At 68.6% G+C, this 16,888-nt stretch carries 15 protein-coding genes and 1 pseudogene; 11 read left to right on the plus strand and 5 right to left on the minus strand.

Annotated elements, in window-relative coordinates:
* Positions 1–268: 268 nt before the first annotated feature.
* The 4 genes from nadC to OXS49_RS28065 all read right to left on the minus strand — a co-directional run bounded on the left by nadC (position 269) and on the right by OXS49_RS28065 (position 4,642).
* Positions 269–1,141, minus strand: a complete 873-nt coding sequence (gene nadC / locus OXS49_RS28050; RefSeq protein ID WP_267427952.1) for a carboxylating nicotinate-nucleotide diphosphorylase — start codon at positions 1,139–1,141, stop codon at positions 269–271.
* A complete protein-coding gene (locus tag OXS49_RS28055) occupies positions 1,138–2,661 on the minus strand; it encodes an L-aspartate oxidase (RefSeq protein ID WP_244003519.1) in 1,524 nt (507 codons plus the stop codon). Before OXS49_RS28055 ends, nadC begins: the two co-directional genes overlap by 4 nt.
* Positions 2,658–3,674 carry a quinolinate synthase NadA gene (gene nadA, locus OXS49_RS28060; RefSeq protein ID WP_244003516.1) on the minus strand — a complete coding sequence of 339 codons (1,017 nt, stop codon included), beginning with the start codon at positions 3,672–3,674 and terminating at the stop codon, positions 2,658–2,660. The genes OXS49_RS28055 and nadA overlap by 4 nt, the downstream gene beginning before the upstream one ends.
* Positions 3,675–3,811: 137 nt before the next feature.
* Entirely contained in the window at positions 3,812–4,642 is an 831-nt protein-coding gene (locus tag OXS49_RS28065) for an aldo/keto reductase (RefSeq protein ID WP_267427953.1), read from the minus strand.
* 256 nt (positions 4,643–4,898) lie between these two features.
* Between OXS49_RS28065 and paoA the strand changes: the two genes are divergently transcribed.
* From paoA to OXS49_RS28115, 10 genes and pseudogenes are all read left to right on the plus strand, one after another.
* On the plus strand, positions 4,899–5,549 hold the full coding sequence (gene paoA / locus OXS49_RS28070; protein WP_267427954.1) for an aldehyde dehydrogenase iron-sulfur subunit PaoA: 651 nt from the start codon (positions 4,899–4,901) through the stop codon (positions 5,547–5,549).
* Between the two features lie 10 nt (positions 5,550–5,559).
* Positions 5,560–6,534, plus strand: coding sequence for a xanthine dehydrogenase family protein subunit M (locus OXS49_RS28075; RefSeq protein ID WP_244003508.1), 975 nt, complete (start codon positions 5,560–5,562; stop codon positions 6,532–6,534).
* 21 nt (positions 6,535–6,555) lie between these two features.
* Positions 6,556–8,778, plus strand: coding sequence for a xanthine dehydrogenase family protein molybdopterin-binding subunit (locus OXS49_RS28080; RefSeq protein ID WP_267427955.1), 2,223 nt, complete (start codon positions 6,556–6,558; stop codon positions 8,776–8,778).
* Positions 8,779–9,048: 270 nt separating this feature from the next.
* Entirely contained in the window at positions 9,049–10,536 is a 1,488-nt protein-coding gene (locus tag OXS49_RS28085; RefSeq protein ID WP_244003504.1) for a replicative DNA helicase, read from the plus strand.
* Positions 10,537–10,560: 24 nt separating this feature from the next.
* Positions 10,561–11,044 (plus strand): annotated as a pseudogene (locus OXS49_RS28090) (DUF29 domain-containing protein).
* A 73-nt stretch (positions 11,045–11,117) separates the two neighbouring features.
* Positions 11,118–11,567 carry a cupin domain-containing protein gene (locus OXS49_RS28095; protein ID WP_244003502.1) on the plus strand — a complete coding sequence of 150 codons (450 nt, stop codon included), beginning with the start codon at positions 11,118–11,120 and terminating at the stop codon, positions 11,565–11,567.
* Between the two features lie 9 nt (positions 11,568–11,576).
* Entirely contained in the window at positions 11,577–12,479 is a 903-nt protein-coding gene (locus OXS49_RS28100; protein WP_267427956.1) for an SMP-30/gluconolactonase/LRE family protein, read from the plus strand.
* Positions 12,476–13,375 carry a VOC family protein gene (locus OXS49_RS28105; RefSeq protein ID WP_267427957.1) on the plus strand — a complete coding sequence of 300 codons (900 nt, stop codon included), beginning with the start codon at positions 12,476–12,478 and terminating at the stop codon, positions 13,373–13,375. The genes OXS49_RS28100 and OXS49_RS28105 overlap by 4 nt, the downstream gene beginning before the upstream one ends.
* Before the next feature lie 83 nt (positions 13,376–13,458).
* Positions 13,459–14,361, plus strand: a complete 903-nt coding sequence (gene lgt, locus OXS49_RS28110; RefSeq protein ID WP_244003497.1) for a prolipoprotein diacylglyceryl transferase — start codon at positions 13,459–13,461, stop codon at positions 14,359–14,361.
* The gene (locus tag OXS49_RS28115) at positions 14,358–15,428 is read left to right on the plus strand and encodes an SAM-dependent methyltransferase (protein ID WP_267427958.1); all 1,071 of its coding nucleotides are present in this window, start codon (positions 14,358–14,360) and stop codon (positions 15,426–15,428) included. Before lgt ends, OXS49_RS28115 begins: the two co-directional genes overlap by 4 nt.
* Before the next feature lie 12 nt (positions 15,429–15,440).
* Here the strand turns inward: OXS49_RS28115 and OXS49_RS28120 are convergent, their stop codons facing one another.
* On the minus strand, positions 15,441–15,719 hold the full coding sequence (locus OXS49_RS28120; RefSeq protein ID WP_244003493.1) for a fibronectin-attachment protein (FAP): 279 nt from the start codon (positions 15,717–15,719) through the stop codon (positions 15,441–15,443).
* A 77-nt stretch (positions 15,720–15,796) separates the two neighbouring features.
* Here OXS49_RS28120 and pgeF point away from each other — a divergent pair, with 77 nt between their 5' ends.
* Positions 15,797–16,567, plus strand: a complete 771-nt coding sequence (gene pgeF, locus OXS49_RS28125) for a peptidoglycan editing factor PgeF (protein ID WP_267427959.1) — start codon at positions 15,797–15,799, stop codon at positions 16,565–16,567.
* Positions 16,568–16,888: the final 321 nt, after the last annotated feature.

The following is a 16,888-nucleotide window of genomic DNA, read 5'->3' on the forward strand; positions in this document are numbered from 1 at the left end:
CATCAGCGCCGCGCCGGGTCCGTGACGGACCGCGCCGGGCTTGCGCGGCACACGCGCCGCCGGAAGATCGACCGCTGGGGCTGCCGCAGGGTTCAAGGCTTGGCTCACGGGCGGGTCCCGGCGATGGCGTCGCTGTTCGCGAAACCATAGCGAGTCAGCTCTGCGACGATAGGCTTCGATCAACTGAGAGATGATCGGAGCCAAGACTTGTCACCCGAACGTGATGACAGTGGCGTGTCCGCCCGACGCGGCCCGGGAGACCACCAGCTCAGGCCGCGTCCAGGCCCAGATCGATGATCGCCGCCGAGTGGGTGATCCAGCCGCAGGAGATCAGGTCGACACCGGAGGCCGCCACCGCCCCCACGGTCTCCCGGGTGATCCGGCCCGAGGCCTCCGAGAGGGCACGTCCTTCGATCATCGCCACCGCGCGAGCGAGCTGGTCGGGACCCATATTGTCGAGGAGCACCGCGTCGATACCGACCGAGAGCGCTTCCGCCAGCTGCTCCAGGCTGTCGACCTCGCACTCGATCTTCACGAGGTGTCCGGCCCGGGAGCGGGCGCGCTCGATCGCTGGAACGATACCGCCCGCCACCGCCACGTGGTTGTCCTTGATCAGCACCGCGTCGTCGAGGCCGAACCGGTGATTCGAGCCGCCGCCGGCGCGCACGGCGTGCTTCTCCAGGGCGCGCAGACCCGGGGTTGTCTTGCGCGTGCAGACGATCGACGCCTTGCCATGCGGGCGCGCCGCTTCGACGAGACCGTGGGTGGCCGTGGCTACACCCGACATTCGACAGAGCAGGTTGAGGGCGACGCGCTCGGCCGTCAGGATCGCCCGGGCCGGACCTTCGAGGCGCAGCACCACGTCGCCGGGCGCAACGCGGGCGCCGTCGCCGCGCTCGACCGTGACGGTCACGGCCGGATCCACCAGGGCGAACGCGATGGCGGCGGCGTCGGTGCCCGAGATGACGCCGTCCTGCCGGGAGGCGATCACCCCGCGCATGCGCTCGCCCGGGGGCACGATGGCGTCGGTGGTGATGTCGCCCGCGCGGCCCAGATCCTCGAGGAGGGCGGCGCGAACCACCGGCTCCACTAGGAGTCGCGGCAGGGGCAAGATCTCTTCGGAGAGGACCGACTGAATCATGGCGTCAGCGCCTCCTCGGCGGACGGGATCGTGCGGGGCGCGGCGGACAACTCGGCCAGCGTGGTCTCGGTGTGGGCCGCCGGGGCGAGGTGGGGGAAATCGCTGCGCCAATGGGCGCCGCGGCTCTCCTGGCGCGCCAGCGCACTGCGGGTGATGAGCAACGCCACCAGGGCGGCATCGCAGCCTTCCGCCTTCGGCTCGAGGATGGCGACGGCCTCGGCGAGCCCGGCCGCGTCGCGGACGACACCGACCTTGCTCTCCATCAGCCCCCGCAGCGCCGGCAAGTCGCTACCGGCCCGCAGGGTCACGGCCTCGGGCACGATGGCCGCGGGGGGCGGCGCGTCGAGCCCATCGGCGATGAAGCGCGCATAGGCCAAGCCCTCCAGCAGGGAATTGCTGGCGAGCCGATTGGCGCCGTGCAGCCCCGTCGAGGACACCTCGCCGCAGGCGTAGAGGCCCGGCACCGAGGTGGTACCGTGGGTGTCCACCTTCACACCGCCCATGTGGTAGTGCGCGGCCGGGCGGACCGGGATCGGCTGCACGGCCGGGTCGATGCCGGCCGCGGCGCAGAGGCCCGCAACGGTCGGGAAGCGTGTCGGCATCGAAGCGCCGAGCGCCCCACGGGCATCGAGATAGACCGTGCGGCCCCGTTGCAGCGCCTGGAAGATGCCGCGCGCGACCACGTCACGGGGCGCGAGATCGCCACCCGCGATACCGGCCATAACGGGTGCGCCGGTTTCGTCGATCAACCGGGCACCCTCCCCGCGCAGGGCCTCGGTGGCGAGCGGCATCGGATCGGCACCGGCCGCGATGGCGGTGGGGTGGAACTGCACGAACTCCATGTCGCGCATCACCGCGCCGGCGCGGGCGGCGAGCGCCAGACCGCGGCCGACGGCACCCGTCGGATTCGTCGTCGCCGCGTAGAGCGCGCCGACGCCGCCGGTGGCGAGCACCACCGCGCGGGCCGGAATCCGGAACAGGGCGCCGTCGCGCTCGGCCACGATACCGGCCACGGCCCCGTTCGTGTCCCGCAGCAGGTCGCAGGCGCGCGCCTCGACGACCTCCACGGACGGTGCGGACAGCACGGCCCGCACCAACCCTTCGAGCACGCGGGCCCCGGTGGCGTCGCCGCCGGAGCGGACGATGCGACGGCGGCCATGCGCCGCCTCCAGCCCGAGGGCGAGCGCAGCATCCCCGGTGCGGTCGAACGGCACGCCGAGGCGTACCAGCCAGTCGATCAGCGCCGGCCCTTCCTGCGCGACCCGGAGCGCGACCTCGGGCTCGGTCAGCCCGGCCCCGGCGGCTTCCGTGTCGGCGGCATGGAGCGCCGCCGCGTCGTCGGCGCCAACCGCGGCGGCGATGCCTCCCTGGGCCCAGCCGGTGGCAGTGCCGAAGCCGATCGCCGAGGCGGTGACCAGTGTCACCGGACGGGGTGCGAGGCGCAGCGCGACGCTGAGGCCCGCGACGCCGCCGCCGACCACGATCACGCGGTCAGCATTGTTGGGGGAGATGGCGTTCATCGCGTGCGCACCTGGAGCATGCGTTCCACAGCGGCCCGGGCACGATCGGCCAAAGCCGGATCGACCGTGACCTCATGGGTCATCGTTTCGAGCGCACGGCGAATGTTGCTCAGGCTCATCCGCTTCATGTGCGGGCACATGTTGCAGGGCTTGATGAACTCGATATCCGGGTTGGCCGCCGCGATGTTGTCGGCCATCGAGCACTCGGTCACGAGCACCACCTGGCTCGGGCGCTTCTGCAGCACGAAGTCCATCATCATGGCGGTCGAGCCGGAGAAATCGGACTCGGCCACCACATCCGGCGGGCATTCGGGGTGCGCGATGACCGTAACTCCGGGATAGCTGTCGCGGACGTCGCGGATATCGGCCGGGGTGAAGCGCTCGTGCACCTCGCAGTGACCGGCCCAGGTCAGGATCTCGACCTCCGGGACCTCGGCCTGGACGTTCTGCGCCAGGAACTCGTCCGGGATCATCAGAACTCGGGGGGCGTTCAGCGACCGCACCACGGCGACAGCGTTGCCTGAGGTGCAGCACAGGTCCGACTCGGCCTTCACGGCCGCCGAGGTGTTCACGTAGGTCACGATCGGCACGCCCGGGTATTTGGCCCGCAGGCCGCGCACGTCCGCGGCGGTGATCGAATCGGCCAGCGAGCAACCGGCGCCCATGTCGGGGATCAGAACGGTCTTGCTCGGGTTCAGAAGCTTGGCGGTCTCCGCCATGAAGTGGACGCCTGCCAGGACAATCACGTCGGCATCGACGGTCACGGCCTCGCGGGCGAGCGCAAGGCTGTCGCCCACAATGTCGGCCACCGTGTGGAAAATTTCCGGCGCTTGGTAATTGTGCGCCAGGATCACGGCGTTGCGCTCCCGCTTCAGGCGCAGGATCGCCTCGATATCCGGCGCGAGCGCCGGCCACTCGATCGCCGGAACGTGCCGGCTGACGCGGGCGTAGAGGTCGGGCAACGGCAGGCCCTGGATGGGCGTGCGCGAGACGGGTGCAACGGTCGCCGCCATGGCGTCCTCCATTATGCTCAGTTTGAGCATTGTGCCGCCTAACTTATGGGGGCTGAGGGCGCCTGTCTAGATATGCTAGCTCTGAGCATAAATCTTTTGCGGCGCGGTGTCATGCTGCGCCGCAGAAGGGTATCGGCTCAGCAGAAGGTCGCGGGATCGGGCCCGATGCGGCCGTCGGACCGGTCCAGGGCGGCGATCCGGTCCATCTCCTGGGTCGAGAGTTCGAAATCGAACAGCGCGATATTCTCGATGATGCGCTCGGGCCGCGCCGTCTTCGGGATCGCGACGCAGCCGGTCTGCACCTGCCAGCGCAGGACCACCTGGGCGGCGGTCTTTCCATGCGCCTTCGCGATCGCGAGAATAGCCGGATCGTTCAGCTCCTTGCCCTGGCCGAGCGGGCTCCACGATTCTGTCACGATCCCGTGACGGGCGTCGTCTGTCCGCGGGGCCTTGCGCTGGAAATGCGGGTGCAGCTCGATCTGATTCACCGCCGGGGTGACACCGGTCTCCGCCACCAGCGTGGCGATGTGCTCGGACGTGAAGTTCGAGACGCCGATCGACTTCGCATGGCCCTCCTTCTGAAGTTCGATCAAGGTCTTCCAGGTTTCGACGAACAGGTGCCGCTGCGGGCACGGCCAGTGGATCAGGTAGAGATCGACGTAGGGCAGGCCGAGGCGCTTCAGGCTCTCGTCGAAAGCCCGCCGCGCTTCGTCGCGGCCCTGGCGGTCGTTCCAGAGCTTGGTGGTGAGGACGATCTCGTCCCGCGAGACCTGCGCGTCGCGGACCGCGCGTCCGACGCCGGCCTCGTTGCCGTAGGCCGCCGCGGTGTCGATCAGGCGGTAGCCGGCCTGGAGTGCCTTGCCGACGAGTTCGGGCGCCTGCGCATCGGAGAGCTGCCAGCAGCCATAGCCGATCTGCGGGATACGGTGCCCGTCATTGAGGGCAAGGGTCGGGACGGTCTCGGCCATGCTGGGATCTCGCGGATGAGTCTCGATCGAGCCAAATGATGGTGGCGTGACACGTTCCGAAGCAACCTCGTCCTCGTGCGCGTCGAAGCGATGGGGAATGGCCGATCCGTGTCGCCCGATCGGGTTCTTGGACGCCGCCGGTCCGCGTTGAACGGGCGCAGTCTGGACCGGATCTAATCCGTCGAGCCGGGCGTTGGCACGCTGGATACCAGGCTGCGCTGCGCCGTGACGCGCTGCGCCCGGGCGGGATAGCAGCATGATCGACGAGACCCCGAAGGCACCGTTCACACTGACGCGGCGCGCCGTTGTGGAGGGCTGCGCCGCGGCCGGGGCGCTCGGCGCCTTGGGCTTCCGTCCGGCACCCGCCGTCGCCGCGCCGGGCGACCCGGCCCCACAGACCTTGCCGGTACGGCTCACCATCAACGGCCAGCCGCACGACCTCGTCCTCGATACGCGCACCACCCTGCTCGACGCGCTGCGCGAGCATCTCGCGCTGACCGGCACGAAGAAGGGTTGCGATCACGGCCAGTGCGGCGCTTGCACGGTGCTGGTCGACGGACGACGCATCAATTCATGCCTGACGCTTGCGGCGATGCACGAGGGCGATTCGATCACCACGATCGAGGGTTTGGCCGACGGCGACAAGCTGCACCCGATGCAGGCGGCCTTTCTGGAGCATGACGGCTTCCAGTGCGGCTACTGCACGCCGGGCCAGATCTGCTCCTCGGTCGGCATGCTCAGCGAGGCCAAGGCCGGCTGGCCGAGCCACGTCACCGAGGACATCGCGGCGACCCCAACGCTCAGCGACGCCGAAATCCGCGAGCGGATGAGCGGCAATCTCTGCCGCTGCAGCGCCTACCCGAACATCGTCGCGGCGATCCGCGATACCGCCGCCAGCAACCTCTAAGGGGCCGGACATGAAGGCCTTCACGTACGAGCGTCCCACGACTGTGCAGGACGCCGCCAAGCTCGCGGCCGAGCGGCCGAATGCGAAGTTCATCGCCGGCGGCACCAATCTGCTCGATCTGATGAAGCTCCAGATCGAGACCCCGGCGACCCTGATCGACGTCAACCGGCTGCCCCTCGGCACGGTCGATGCCACGCAGGAGGGCGGTTTGCGCATCGGCGCCCTGGTGCGCAACGCCGACCTCGCGGCCGACCCGCGGGTCCGGAAGGACTACGCGGTTCTCGCCAAGGCGCTGCTGGCCGGCGCCTCGGGACAGCTGCGCAACAAGGCGACCACTGCCGGCAACCTCCTCCAGCGGACCCGCTGCTACTACTTCTATGACACGGCGATGCCCTGCAATAAGCGCGAGCCCGGCTCCGGCTGCTCGGCGATCGGCGGGTTCAACCGGATCATGGCGATCGTCGGCGCGAGTGAAGCCTGCATCGCCACCAACCCGTCCGACATGGCGGTCGCCATGCGGGCGCTGGACGCCACCGTCGAGACGATGAACCCGGACGGTGCAGCGCGCAGCATCCCGATCGCCGACTTCCACAAGCTTCCGGGCGACACCCCGCACATCGAGACCGAGCTGCGCAAGGGCGAGATCATCACCGCCGTGACGCTGCCGAAGCCGGTGGCTGGCCTGCACATCTACCGGAAGGTCCGCGACCGGGCGTCCTACGCCTTCGCCACTGTCTCGGTGGCCGCGGTGATCGCAGGGGCCGAAGGCGGTAAGCCTCAGGCCGCGCGCCTAGCCTTCGGCGGTCTGGCGCACAAGCCCTGGCGGGTGGCCGAGGCCGAGACGGCTCTGGTGCAGACCGGCTCGGCGGATGCCGCCGCCGATGCGGTGCTCAAAGGCGCCCGCGGCTACGGCAGCAACGACTTCAAGATCCCGCTGACCCGTCGGACCCTGCGCGCCGTCGTGGCGCAGGCGACCCGCGCTTAAATCCCGGCAAGGACCGTTCCCATGGAGATGAATCAGCCGATCGGCCGGACGCCGCTCGACGACCGTCCTGACGGCCTCGTCGGCAAGCCGCTCAGCCGGGTCGAGGGCAAACTCAAGGTCATGGGCCATGTGCCCTACGCGTACGAGACCCAAGCGCTCAAGAACCCCGCCTACGGCTACATCGTGCCGGCGACGATCGCGTCCGGCACGATCCGGTCGATCGATGCGGACGCCGCGCGCAAGGCGCCGGGCACGATCCTGGTCCTGACCCACGAGAACGTGCCCGAGCAGGGCGAGAAGAAGGAGCAGGTCTGGCCACAGCTCCAGGGGACCGGGATCAATTTCTACGGGCAGCCGGTCGCCTTCGTGGTGGCGGAGACCTTCGAGCAGGCTCGCGCCGCCGCGATGCTGGTCAAGGTGCGGTACGACGTGACCAAGCCCAAGGGGCTGCTGAAGGACAGCCTAGCTTCGGCCTACGAGCCGAAGCCGGTCAATTCCCCGCCGGATTCCAAGCTCGGCGACTTCGACGCTGCGTTCGCGGCCGCGCCCGTGAAGCTCGACGTGGAATACGTCACGCCGAACCAGATCCACGCGCAGATGGAGCCCCACGCCACCATCGCGTCGTGGGAGGGCGATGGCGTCGTGCTCTACACCGCCAACCAGATGCCGAATCGCGGCCAGAAGGCGCTGGGCTCGGTGCTGAAGCTGCCGCCCGAGAAGGTGCGGATCGTCAGCCCCTATATCGGTGGCGGCTTCGGCGCGAAGCTCCAGGTCCAGCCGGAGGCGACGCTTGCGATCCTGGCCTCGAAAGTCGTCCAGCGCCCCGTGAAGGTTGCACTGACCCGCCAGCAGGAATTTCACGTCGCCACCCACCGCACCGACACGATCCAGCGGATCCGGCTGGGTGCGGATAAAGACGGGCGCCTCTCGGCGATTGGCCACGAATCGTGGTCCGACACCGCCGAGGGCGACGGGTTCTTCGAGACCTCGGCCAACGTCACCCGGTCTCTCTACGCGGCGCAGAACCGGGTCACGCGCCACCGGCTCGTGAACCTGAACATGCCGATCGCCTCCTCGATGCGCGCGCCCGGCGAGGCCGTCGGCCAGCTCGCCTTCGAATGCGCCATGGATGAGCTGGCCGAGCAGCTGAAGATCGATCCGATCGAGCTGCGGGTGCTCAACGAGCCGGTCGAGGATCCCGAGAAGAAGGTGCCGTTCTCGACCCGCCAGCTCGTGCCGTGCATGCGGGAGGGTGCCCGCTTGTTCGGCTGGGACAAGCGGCAAGCGACGGGCAGCCGGCGTGAGGGCAACTGGCTCGTCGGCATGGGTATGTCGGCCGCCGCCCGGCTCAACCCGCTGATGCCGTCGGCCGCCAAGGTCCGGCTCGGGCCGGACGGCGTACTGGTCGTGCAGATGGCGATGACCGATCCCGGCACCGGTACGTACACGATCCTCACCCAGATCGCCGGCGAGATGCTGGGCCTGCCGCCCGAGCGCGTACGGGTCGAGATCGGCGACACGAATTTCCCGATGGCGTCGGGGTCGGGCGGTTCGTTCGGTGCCGCCTCGGCGGGCTCCGCGCTCTACGTCGCCTGCGACAACCTGCGGCAGGCTCTGCTCAAGGCCGGCGACCTCAACGCCGATGGGGCGACGTTCCGGGACGGGGCCGTCACGTCCGGCAATCGCACCGAGGCGCTGACCGACCTCGCCGGATCGGGGCTCGAAGCGTCCGGTGAGATCAAGCCGGGCGAGATGAAACAGAAATTCTCGCAATATTCCTACGGCGCGCATTTCGCCGAAGTGGGCGTCGACGTCGATACCGGCGAGATCCGGCTGCGGCGGATGCTTGGGGTGTTCACCGGCGGACGCATCCTCAACGCCAAGACGGCCCGCAGCCAGGCGATCGGCGGCATGACCTTCGGGGTCGGCGCGGCATTGATGGAGGATGCGGTGGTCGATCCACGCTACAGCTACTTCGTCAACCACGATCTTGCCGAGTATCATGTGCCGGTCCACGCCGACATCCCGGAGATCGACGCGGTGTTCCTGCCGGAGCTCGACGACAAGACCAACCCGCTGAAGAGCAAGGGCCTCGGCGAACTCGGCATCTGCGGGGCCGGCGCCTCGCTCGCGAATGCGATCTACAACGCCACCGGGATCCGCGTGCGCGAGTACCCGCTGACGCTCGACAAGATGCTCAAGGGCTTCGAGGAGCAGGAGGGGCAGGCCCAGCGGCGGACGTGAGGCGGCTTGCGAGCGGGACCACGGGGTAGTGGTTCCGACGGCTGTATAGCGGTGGACAATGGGGATGATCGTCTCCGAGACTTGACATGTTCCAGTTTTGTTCCAGCATGGACGCCCGCCACTCATGCGAGTCGGCGGGCGTCCGCTTTTCCGTGCCTCGGCCCGGGAGAACCGGCCGTCGGCTAAGCTTCGGTAACCATACCGTGGCCAAGGTCGTGCGGTGTGATCCTGGTGCGCCCGCCGCGGCGCTTGTTACGGAGTCGTCCGCCGATGGCCCTGCCCAATGCGCTCACGGCCAAGCTGGAAGCGGTCCAGGCCGAATACCGCGTCGCCCCGCACAATATCGATGCGGAGCAGGCGCTGCTGGGCGCGATCCTGGTGAACAACGACGCCTATTATCGGGTGTCGGATTTCCTGCTGCCTGAGCATTTCATGGAGGATGCCCACCAGCAGATCTACACGGTGGCGGCCTCGCTGATCCGGGCCGGCAAGCTCGCCACGCCCATCACCATGAAGACCTATCTGGGCGACGCCGATTTCGGCGGCCAGACGGTGATGCAGTACCTCGCCCGGCTCGCCGCCGACGCCACCACGGTGATCAACGCGGGCGATTACGGCCGCGCGATCTACGACCTCGCGATCCGCCGGCGCCTGATCACGATCGGCGAGGATCTGGTCAACGGCGCCTACGAGGCCCCGGTCGAGCAGGCGCCACGGGATCAGATCGAGGAGACCGAGCGGCGGCTCTACGAACTGGCCGAGGCCGGACGCTACGATGGCGGCTTCCAGAAATTCTCGGACGCGCTGACCGCCGCGGTCGACATGGCCGCCAAGGCCTATCAGCGCGACGGCAAGCTCTCGGGCATCGCCACGGGCCTCTCCGACCTCGATGCCAAGATGGGCGGCCTGCAGCCCTCCGATTTGATCATCCTCGCGGGCCGCCCGGCGATGGGCAAGACCTCGCTGGTGACCAACATCGCCTTCAACATCGCCAAGGCATACCGCGGCGAAAAGCAGCCGGACGGCACGACCAAGACCGTGAACGGCGGTATCGTGGGCTTCTTCTCGCTCGAAATGTCGGCCGAGCAGCTCGCCACCCGTATCATCGCCGAGCAGTCGGGCGTGCCGTCCTACAAGATCCGCCGCGGCGACATCCGGCCCGAGGACTTCTACAAGATCACCGATGCTGCCCGGGACATGCAGACGATCCCGTTCTACATCGACCAGAGCGGTGGCATCTCGATCGCCCAGCTGTCCGCGCGCGCGCGGCGCCTGAAGCGGCAGAAGGGCCTCGACCTGTTGATCGTGGACTATCTTCAGTTGCTCTCGGGCTCCGGCAAGCGCAGCGACAACCGGGTGCAGGAGATGACCGAGATCACCACCGGCATGAAGGCGCTGGCCAAGGAGCTGGCGGTGCCGGTGATCGGCCTGTCGCAGCTCTCCCGTCAGGTGGAGAACCGCGACGACAAGCGTCCCCAGCTCTCGGACCTGCGTGAATCAGGCTCGATCGAGCAGGACGCCGACGTGGTGATGTTCGTGTTCCGCGAGGAGTATTACGTCGGCAATAAGAAGCCCCGCGAAGGCACGGAGGAGTTCTTCGCCTGGGAAGCCGAGATGCAGCGCGTCCACGGCAAGGCCGAGGTGATCCTCGGCAAGCAGCGTCACGGCCCGACCGGCACCGTGGAGTTGCAGTTCGACGCCAACATCACCCGGTTCTCGAACCTCGCGCAGACGGACCGGATCCCCGAGCAGATGTGATAGGCTTGTCTTGCCCGTTTACGGATGGGCGACGAGGAGGCAGCTGTGACAGCTCCAAAGCGTGCTGCGCGCGGGACGATCGCCACGGATTATGAGGGCGATGTCCATGCCTGGGTTCAGGAGCAGACGCGCTTTCTGCGCGCGGGCGCTTGGTCTCGCCTCGACATCGAGCATCTTGGGCCGCAGCGAGCGTCATGCGCTGACCAGCGCTCTCAGCGTGATCCTGCTGCATCTGCTGAAATGGGATCATCAACCTGCCCGGCGAAGCCGGAGCTGGGTCACATCGATCCGGACACAACGCTGCGTGGTCGAGGAGCGGCTCGACGACAGCCCAAGCCTGCGCTCGCAGATCGAGGGGCTTGTCGCACGTGCCTATCATCGTGCGCGGATCGAGGCTGCGGGCGAAACCGGTCTCGACGAGGACATCGTCCCGGCGAACTGCCCGTATGCCTGGGACGCGATCATGACGCGGCCGGTCCCGTGGCCTCCAAGCGGAGAGGACGTCTGATCGTCCGCCGCGAACCATCGCCGAACCCGCTCGTTGTGCGAGGACCCTGATCCCCGCCGCCGCAGGAACGACGATGACCGAACCCACCCCTCCGAAAATGCCCTACTGGCACGTCTACACCGACGCGGAAGGGATGAGCCGCCAGGAGCTGTTCCACCTAGAGCGGTTCAAGTTCGAGGGCATCGACCCCGAAACCGCGCCGCAGTGGAACGACAAGATGGATCCGGCGCCCTCGGTCGTCACCTTCACGGTCCTGCCGGTGGGCTGGGTTGGCGAATGGCATGAGAATCCGCGCCCGCAATGGATCGCGATCCTCTCCGGCCGCTGGTTCGTAGAAACCATGGATGGCCACCGGGTCGAAATGGGCCCGGGCGAGCTGATGATGGGCGAGGATCAGAATACGAAGGCGCGCGACGGCCGGAAGGGTCACCTGTCCGGCACTGTCGGTGACGAACCCTGCACGATGATCGTGACAGGTCTGCAGGTCGAACCGACATTGAATCAGCCGGGCCGCTTCAAGTAGGGCCGCGCCATGGACGGGTTCGAGTTCACGCAGCCGCGCTTTAAAGCCTACGTGCTGCCGAATGCGCCCCTGGAGAAACTCGCCGACGGTTTCCGCTGGACCGAGGGGCCGGTCTTCTTCGGCGACCGGGACGAGTTGCTCTTCTCCGATCTGCCCAACAACCGGGTGATGCGCTGGGCCGATTCGGCGGGCCTCAGCGTCTATCGCGACGCCGGCGACTTCGAGAACGGCCATGCCCGCGACCGGCAGGGCCGGCTGTTGTCCTGCTCGCATCGCGCCCGGCGCATCCACCGGACCGAGCTCGACGGCAGCATCACCGGTCTCGTCGAGCGCTACCAGGGGCGGCGCCTGAATTCGCCCAACGACGTCGTCTGCAAGTCGGACGGGACGATCTGGTTCTCCGATCCGCCCTACGGCATCCAGACCGACTACGAGGGTGGCAAGCAGGAGGCCGAGCTGCCCGCCGCGGTCTATCGGTTCGACCCGCGGGACGGCTCGCTGCGGGTGGTGGCGGACGATTTCCAGGGGCCGAACGGCCTGTGCTTCTCCCCCGACGAGCGCCGTCTCTACATCGTGGAGACCGGGCTGCAGTTCGCTCCCGACCCGGTGCAGCACGTGCGCGCCTTCGACGTGGCCGAAGATGGCAGCCTGTCCGGGGGCGACGTGCTCTTCAAGATCGCGCCGGGCAATGCCGACGGGATCCGCTGCGACGAGCACGGCAACATCTGGTCGAGCGCCGGGGACGGCGTCCATTGCATCGATCCCGGCGGCGCGCTGGTCGGCAAGATCCTGGTTCCCGCGACGGTGGCCAACCTCGCCTTCGGCGGCCGCAACAACAGCCGTTTGTTCCTGTGCGCTTCGCAAGCGATCTACGCGATCTACGTCAATGTCCGCGGAGCACCACTCCTGTGAGCGGGGTGCGCGCGATCGTCGGATTCGGCCGCACCGTCGCGGACCTTGCGGCCACGGAGGCGTTCTATCGGGATGGCCTTGACTTCGAACGGGTCGCCCCGCCGGAGCCCGTGCCGGCCGGCCAGGCGGAAGCGATGGGGTTCGCTGACAGGCGCGCGATGCAGCTGCGTATGCGGCTCGGGGCGCAAAGCGTGACCTTCCTCACAGTCGATCCGCCCGGCGCGCCCTACCCGCCCGATCCCGCGGCGACCGACCCGTTCTTCCAGCACTTCGCGATCCCCGTCCGCGACATGGATGCCGCGACGGCACAGCTCGCCCAGGTCGGCCCGACGCCGATCAGCCGCGACGGCGCCCAACGCCTGCCGGCTTCCTCGGGGGGTGTGACAGCCTACAAGTTCCGAGACCCGGACGGGCATCCGCTGGAGCTGATCGGGTTCCCGGACGGGCCACCGGCCGCGCGCTGGCGGCACGCGCCCGGCCTGTTCCTCGGCATCGACCATTCGGCGATCACCGTCGCCGACCTCGACGCCGCCCTGGCCTTTCTGACCGGACCGCTCGGCCTCACGGTGGCGCAGCGCGGACTGAACCAGGGCCCGGAGCAGGCGCGCCTCGACGGCGTGGACGATCCCAAGGTCGACGTGATCGCGCTGGAGCCGCCGGAACCGGCGCCGCACGTGGAGCTGTTGCATTACCGCGCGCCGGCCACGCAGCAGCGGCGGCAGTCATACTGCCCCGCCGACCGAGCCGCGACCCGCTCCATTTTCTCGACGGCCGATCCGAAGGGCCTCGTGCGACGCCTGCGCGAGGCCGGACTGTCGCCACGGGCCTCCGCGGACGACGCAGCCATCTATTGCGCCGGACCGGACGGACACGGCTTCCTGTTCGTGCCAGCCTGATGCTTCGCCTCCGGCAAAGCTTCATGTGGGCTTGACGCGCCGCCCCTCCGGCGTCCAATCCGGCCGCCCCGGAGGTGAGACCGATGCCGTTCCTCGCCCTGCCCTTTCCGGCCATCGATCCGGTGGCGCTCGCGATCGGGCCGATCACGATCAAATGGTACGCGCTCGCCTACATCGCCGGCTTGATCGGCGGCTGGTACTACGCGCGCCGCCTCGTCATGGCCGACAGCCTCTGGGGCGTGGTGAAGCGCCCGCAGGTGGTCGATATCGACGATCTCGTCGTCTGGGTGGCGCTCGGCGTCGTGCTGGGCGGGCGGATCGGCTACGTGCTGTTCTACAACCTGCCGATGTACATCGCCGATCCGTGGGAGATCCTGGCGATCCGCAACGGCGGCATGTCGTTCCACGGCGGGTTCATCGGGGCGATCCTGGCCTTCCTGCTGTTCGCCCGGTCCAAAGGGCTGAACGGCTACACGCTGCTCGATATCGGCGCCGTGGTCGTGCCGATCGGCCTGTTCTTCGGCCGGATCGCCAATTTCGTGAACGGCGAGCTGTGGGGCCGCGTCGCGCCCGACTTCCCCTATGCGATCGTGTTTCCGAGCGGCGGCCCGCTGCCGCGCCATCCAAGCCAGCTCTACGAGGCGGCCACCGAGGGCCTGCTGCTGTTCATCGTGATGGCGATCAGCGTCCGCCGGTTCGGCTTCCGCAAACCCGGGCTGCTCGGCGGCATCTTCGTCCTGGGCTACGCCCTGGCCCGGACGGTCTGCGAGTTCTTCCGCGAGCCGGACCGGCAGCTCGGCTTCCTGTTCGGAGACCATCTCGGGCCGATGGGCGGCGGCGTGACCATGGGCATGCTGCTCTGCGTGCCGATGATGATCGTCGGCCTCACCTACATCGTGCTGGCGGCGACCGGCCGGACGCGCCCGCGTCACCCGGTCGAGGTGCCGGCCTCCGAGGAGGCGCGCAAGGCGCCCGTCGGGGCGTGACGCCGCTTGCGGCGGAGATCGCAGCGCTGATCCGCCAGAACGGGCCGATCGGCATCGACCGCTACATGGCGCTCTGCCTGGGCCACCCGGTCCATGGCTATTACCGCACCCGGGATCCCCTGGGCGCGCGGGGCGACTTCACGACGGCGCCCGAGATCAGCCAGATGTTCGGCGAGTTGATCGGGGCCTGGACCGCCTACGTTCACGAATTGATGGGCCGGCCGGATCCCCTGGTCCTGATCGAACTCGGCCCCGGCCGCGGCACGCTGATGGCGGATGCCCTGCGGGCGCTCCGGGCCGCCGCGTCGGGCCTGCGTGTCGCGCCACACCTCGTCGAGACCAGCCCGGTGTTGCGGGCGGTGCAGGAACGAACCCTCGCCGGCACGGGCGCGCGTTGGCACAACGGCCTCGAGTCCCTGCCCGAAGGGCCCGCGATCATCCTGGCCAACGAGTTCTTCGACTGCCTGCCGGTCCTTCAGTTCGTGCGGGGTACGGCGGGCTGGCACGCGCGTCAGGTCGGCCTCGACGCGCAGGGCGGCTTCACCTTCGGACTCGCACCGGAACCGACCCCGAGCCTCGACGCCGACGGGCCGGAAGGTGGGCTGCTCAGCGTGCCGAGCGCGGGCCTCGCCGTCATCCGCGCGCTGGCGCAGCGGTTCTGCACGATGGGCGGCGCGCTGCTAATGCTCGATTACGGCCATGTCCGCCCCGGCTTCGGCGACACGCTTCAGGCGATGACCCGGCACGGCTTTACCGATCCGTTGGCGGCGCCCGGCGAGGCCGACCTGACGCACCATGTTGATTTCACCGCCCTGTCCAAAGCGGCCGCAAGTGCCGGCGCCCGGGCCCATGGACCGGTTGATCAGGGCGACTTCCTGCTGAGCCTCGGCCTGCGCCAACGTGCGGAGCGGCTGAAGGCCCGTGCCACGGCAGCCCAAGCGGCGGAGATCGACGCGGCGGTCGCGCGGCTGACGGATCCCGGACGGACCGGGATGGGCAGCTTGTTCAAGAGTCTGGCGGTGAGCGGCCCGGATCTGGGGCCGCTCCCGGGTTTTCCGGATCCGTAACGCCGGAGTCGTTCAACCGAACGAACCGAAACCGGAATCGGTCTGGTTTGCCGGACGCGGGCTCGGCGGAGCCGGCGGGTTCGGATCGTTCGGGTCGAAAGCGGCAGGCTCGCGCGTGACAGGATGCGCGGGCGAGTTCGGGCTGCGGGGCGCTTCGGCCACCGGCTTGGACGTGTCCTTCAGGGCTTCGGACTCGATCCCGTGCGTCATTGCAATCCTTCTCGGAATGGGGCCGGTACCGGCCTCATATTGCATTGCAGCAAGAATCTGACGTCTGAGCGACATCGTCAAGGGGCCGCCCGTGCGCTATCGGGGCGCCACCCCGAACGCTCGTCAGGACTCATGGAGGGTCGACCGTGACCGCAGGCCTGTTGATCGAAGCGCCGGAACTCTCCGCATGCGCGGGCATCCGCCATGCCTTCTTCACCCGCCGCGGCGGCGTCTCGGAGGGCACCTATACCTCTTTGAACGGAGGTCTCGGCTCCCAGGACGCGCTGGAGCACGTGATCGAGAACCGGGCGCGGATGTGCGCGCAGCTCGGGCTACCGGCCGACCGGCTCGTGAGCCTGTACCAAGTTCACTCGGCCGAGGCCGTCACCGTCGAGGCGCCCTTCGCGCCGACAGAACGGCCCCGGGCGGACGCCATGGTGACGCGTGTGGAGGGGCTGGCACTCGGTATCGCCACCGCAGATTGCGGGCCGATCCTGTTCGCCGATCCCGCCGAGGGGGTGGTCGGGGCTGCCCATGCCGGCTGGAAGGGCGCGCTGACCGGGGTGATCGAAGCGACAGTGACCGCCATGGAGGCGCTGGGCGCCCGGCGGCACCGGATCGTTGCGGTGCTCGGCCCGACGATCAGCCAGCGCTCCTATGAGGTTGGTCCGGATTTCATCGCCCGCTTCCGGAGCGAGGCCCCGGGAATGGACCGCTTCCTCGGCACCGGTGCCCGTCCGGATCATGCCCAGTTCGACCTGCCGGGCTTCATCCTGGCCCGGCTCGCCGAGGCCGAGGTGGCCGAAGCCGCAGCCTTGAACCTCTGCACCTACGCCGATGCCGAACGCTTCTACAGCTATCGCCGGGCCACCCACCGGGGCGAGCCGGATTACGGGCGCCTGATCTCCGCCATCGCGCTCATACCGTAAGAAGGACCAATCAACGAGCTTGGCCGGAACCGACAGGGGGTGCGACAATTTGTCGATCGACCGGCCTATGAAAAAGCGTAGCCGTAACTGAACCTTGGCAATTCGAGCGCGTTGTGGGGTCAAGGTGCCGGGGAAAAACGGCGGGTTGCCATAAGGGGCCGCGGAAGCGGTCGGCGACACCGCAGAGCGCAAAGCAACCCTGGAACCGCTGGAACGCAACCCGATCCATGTCCTGCCTCTGTCCGCTTTCGGCCGGTGCGGGACGACCAGTGAGGACCAGATGATCAAGAAGCTTCTTCTCGCGAGCGCCGCTACGGCGCT

The organism is Methylobacterium sp. GC_Met_2 (assembly GCF_026540795.1).
Taxonomy (GTDB): domain Bacteria; phylum Pseudomonadota; class Alphaproteobacteria; order Rhizobiales; family Beijerinckiaceae; genus Methylobacterium.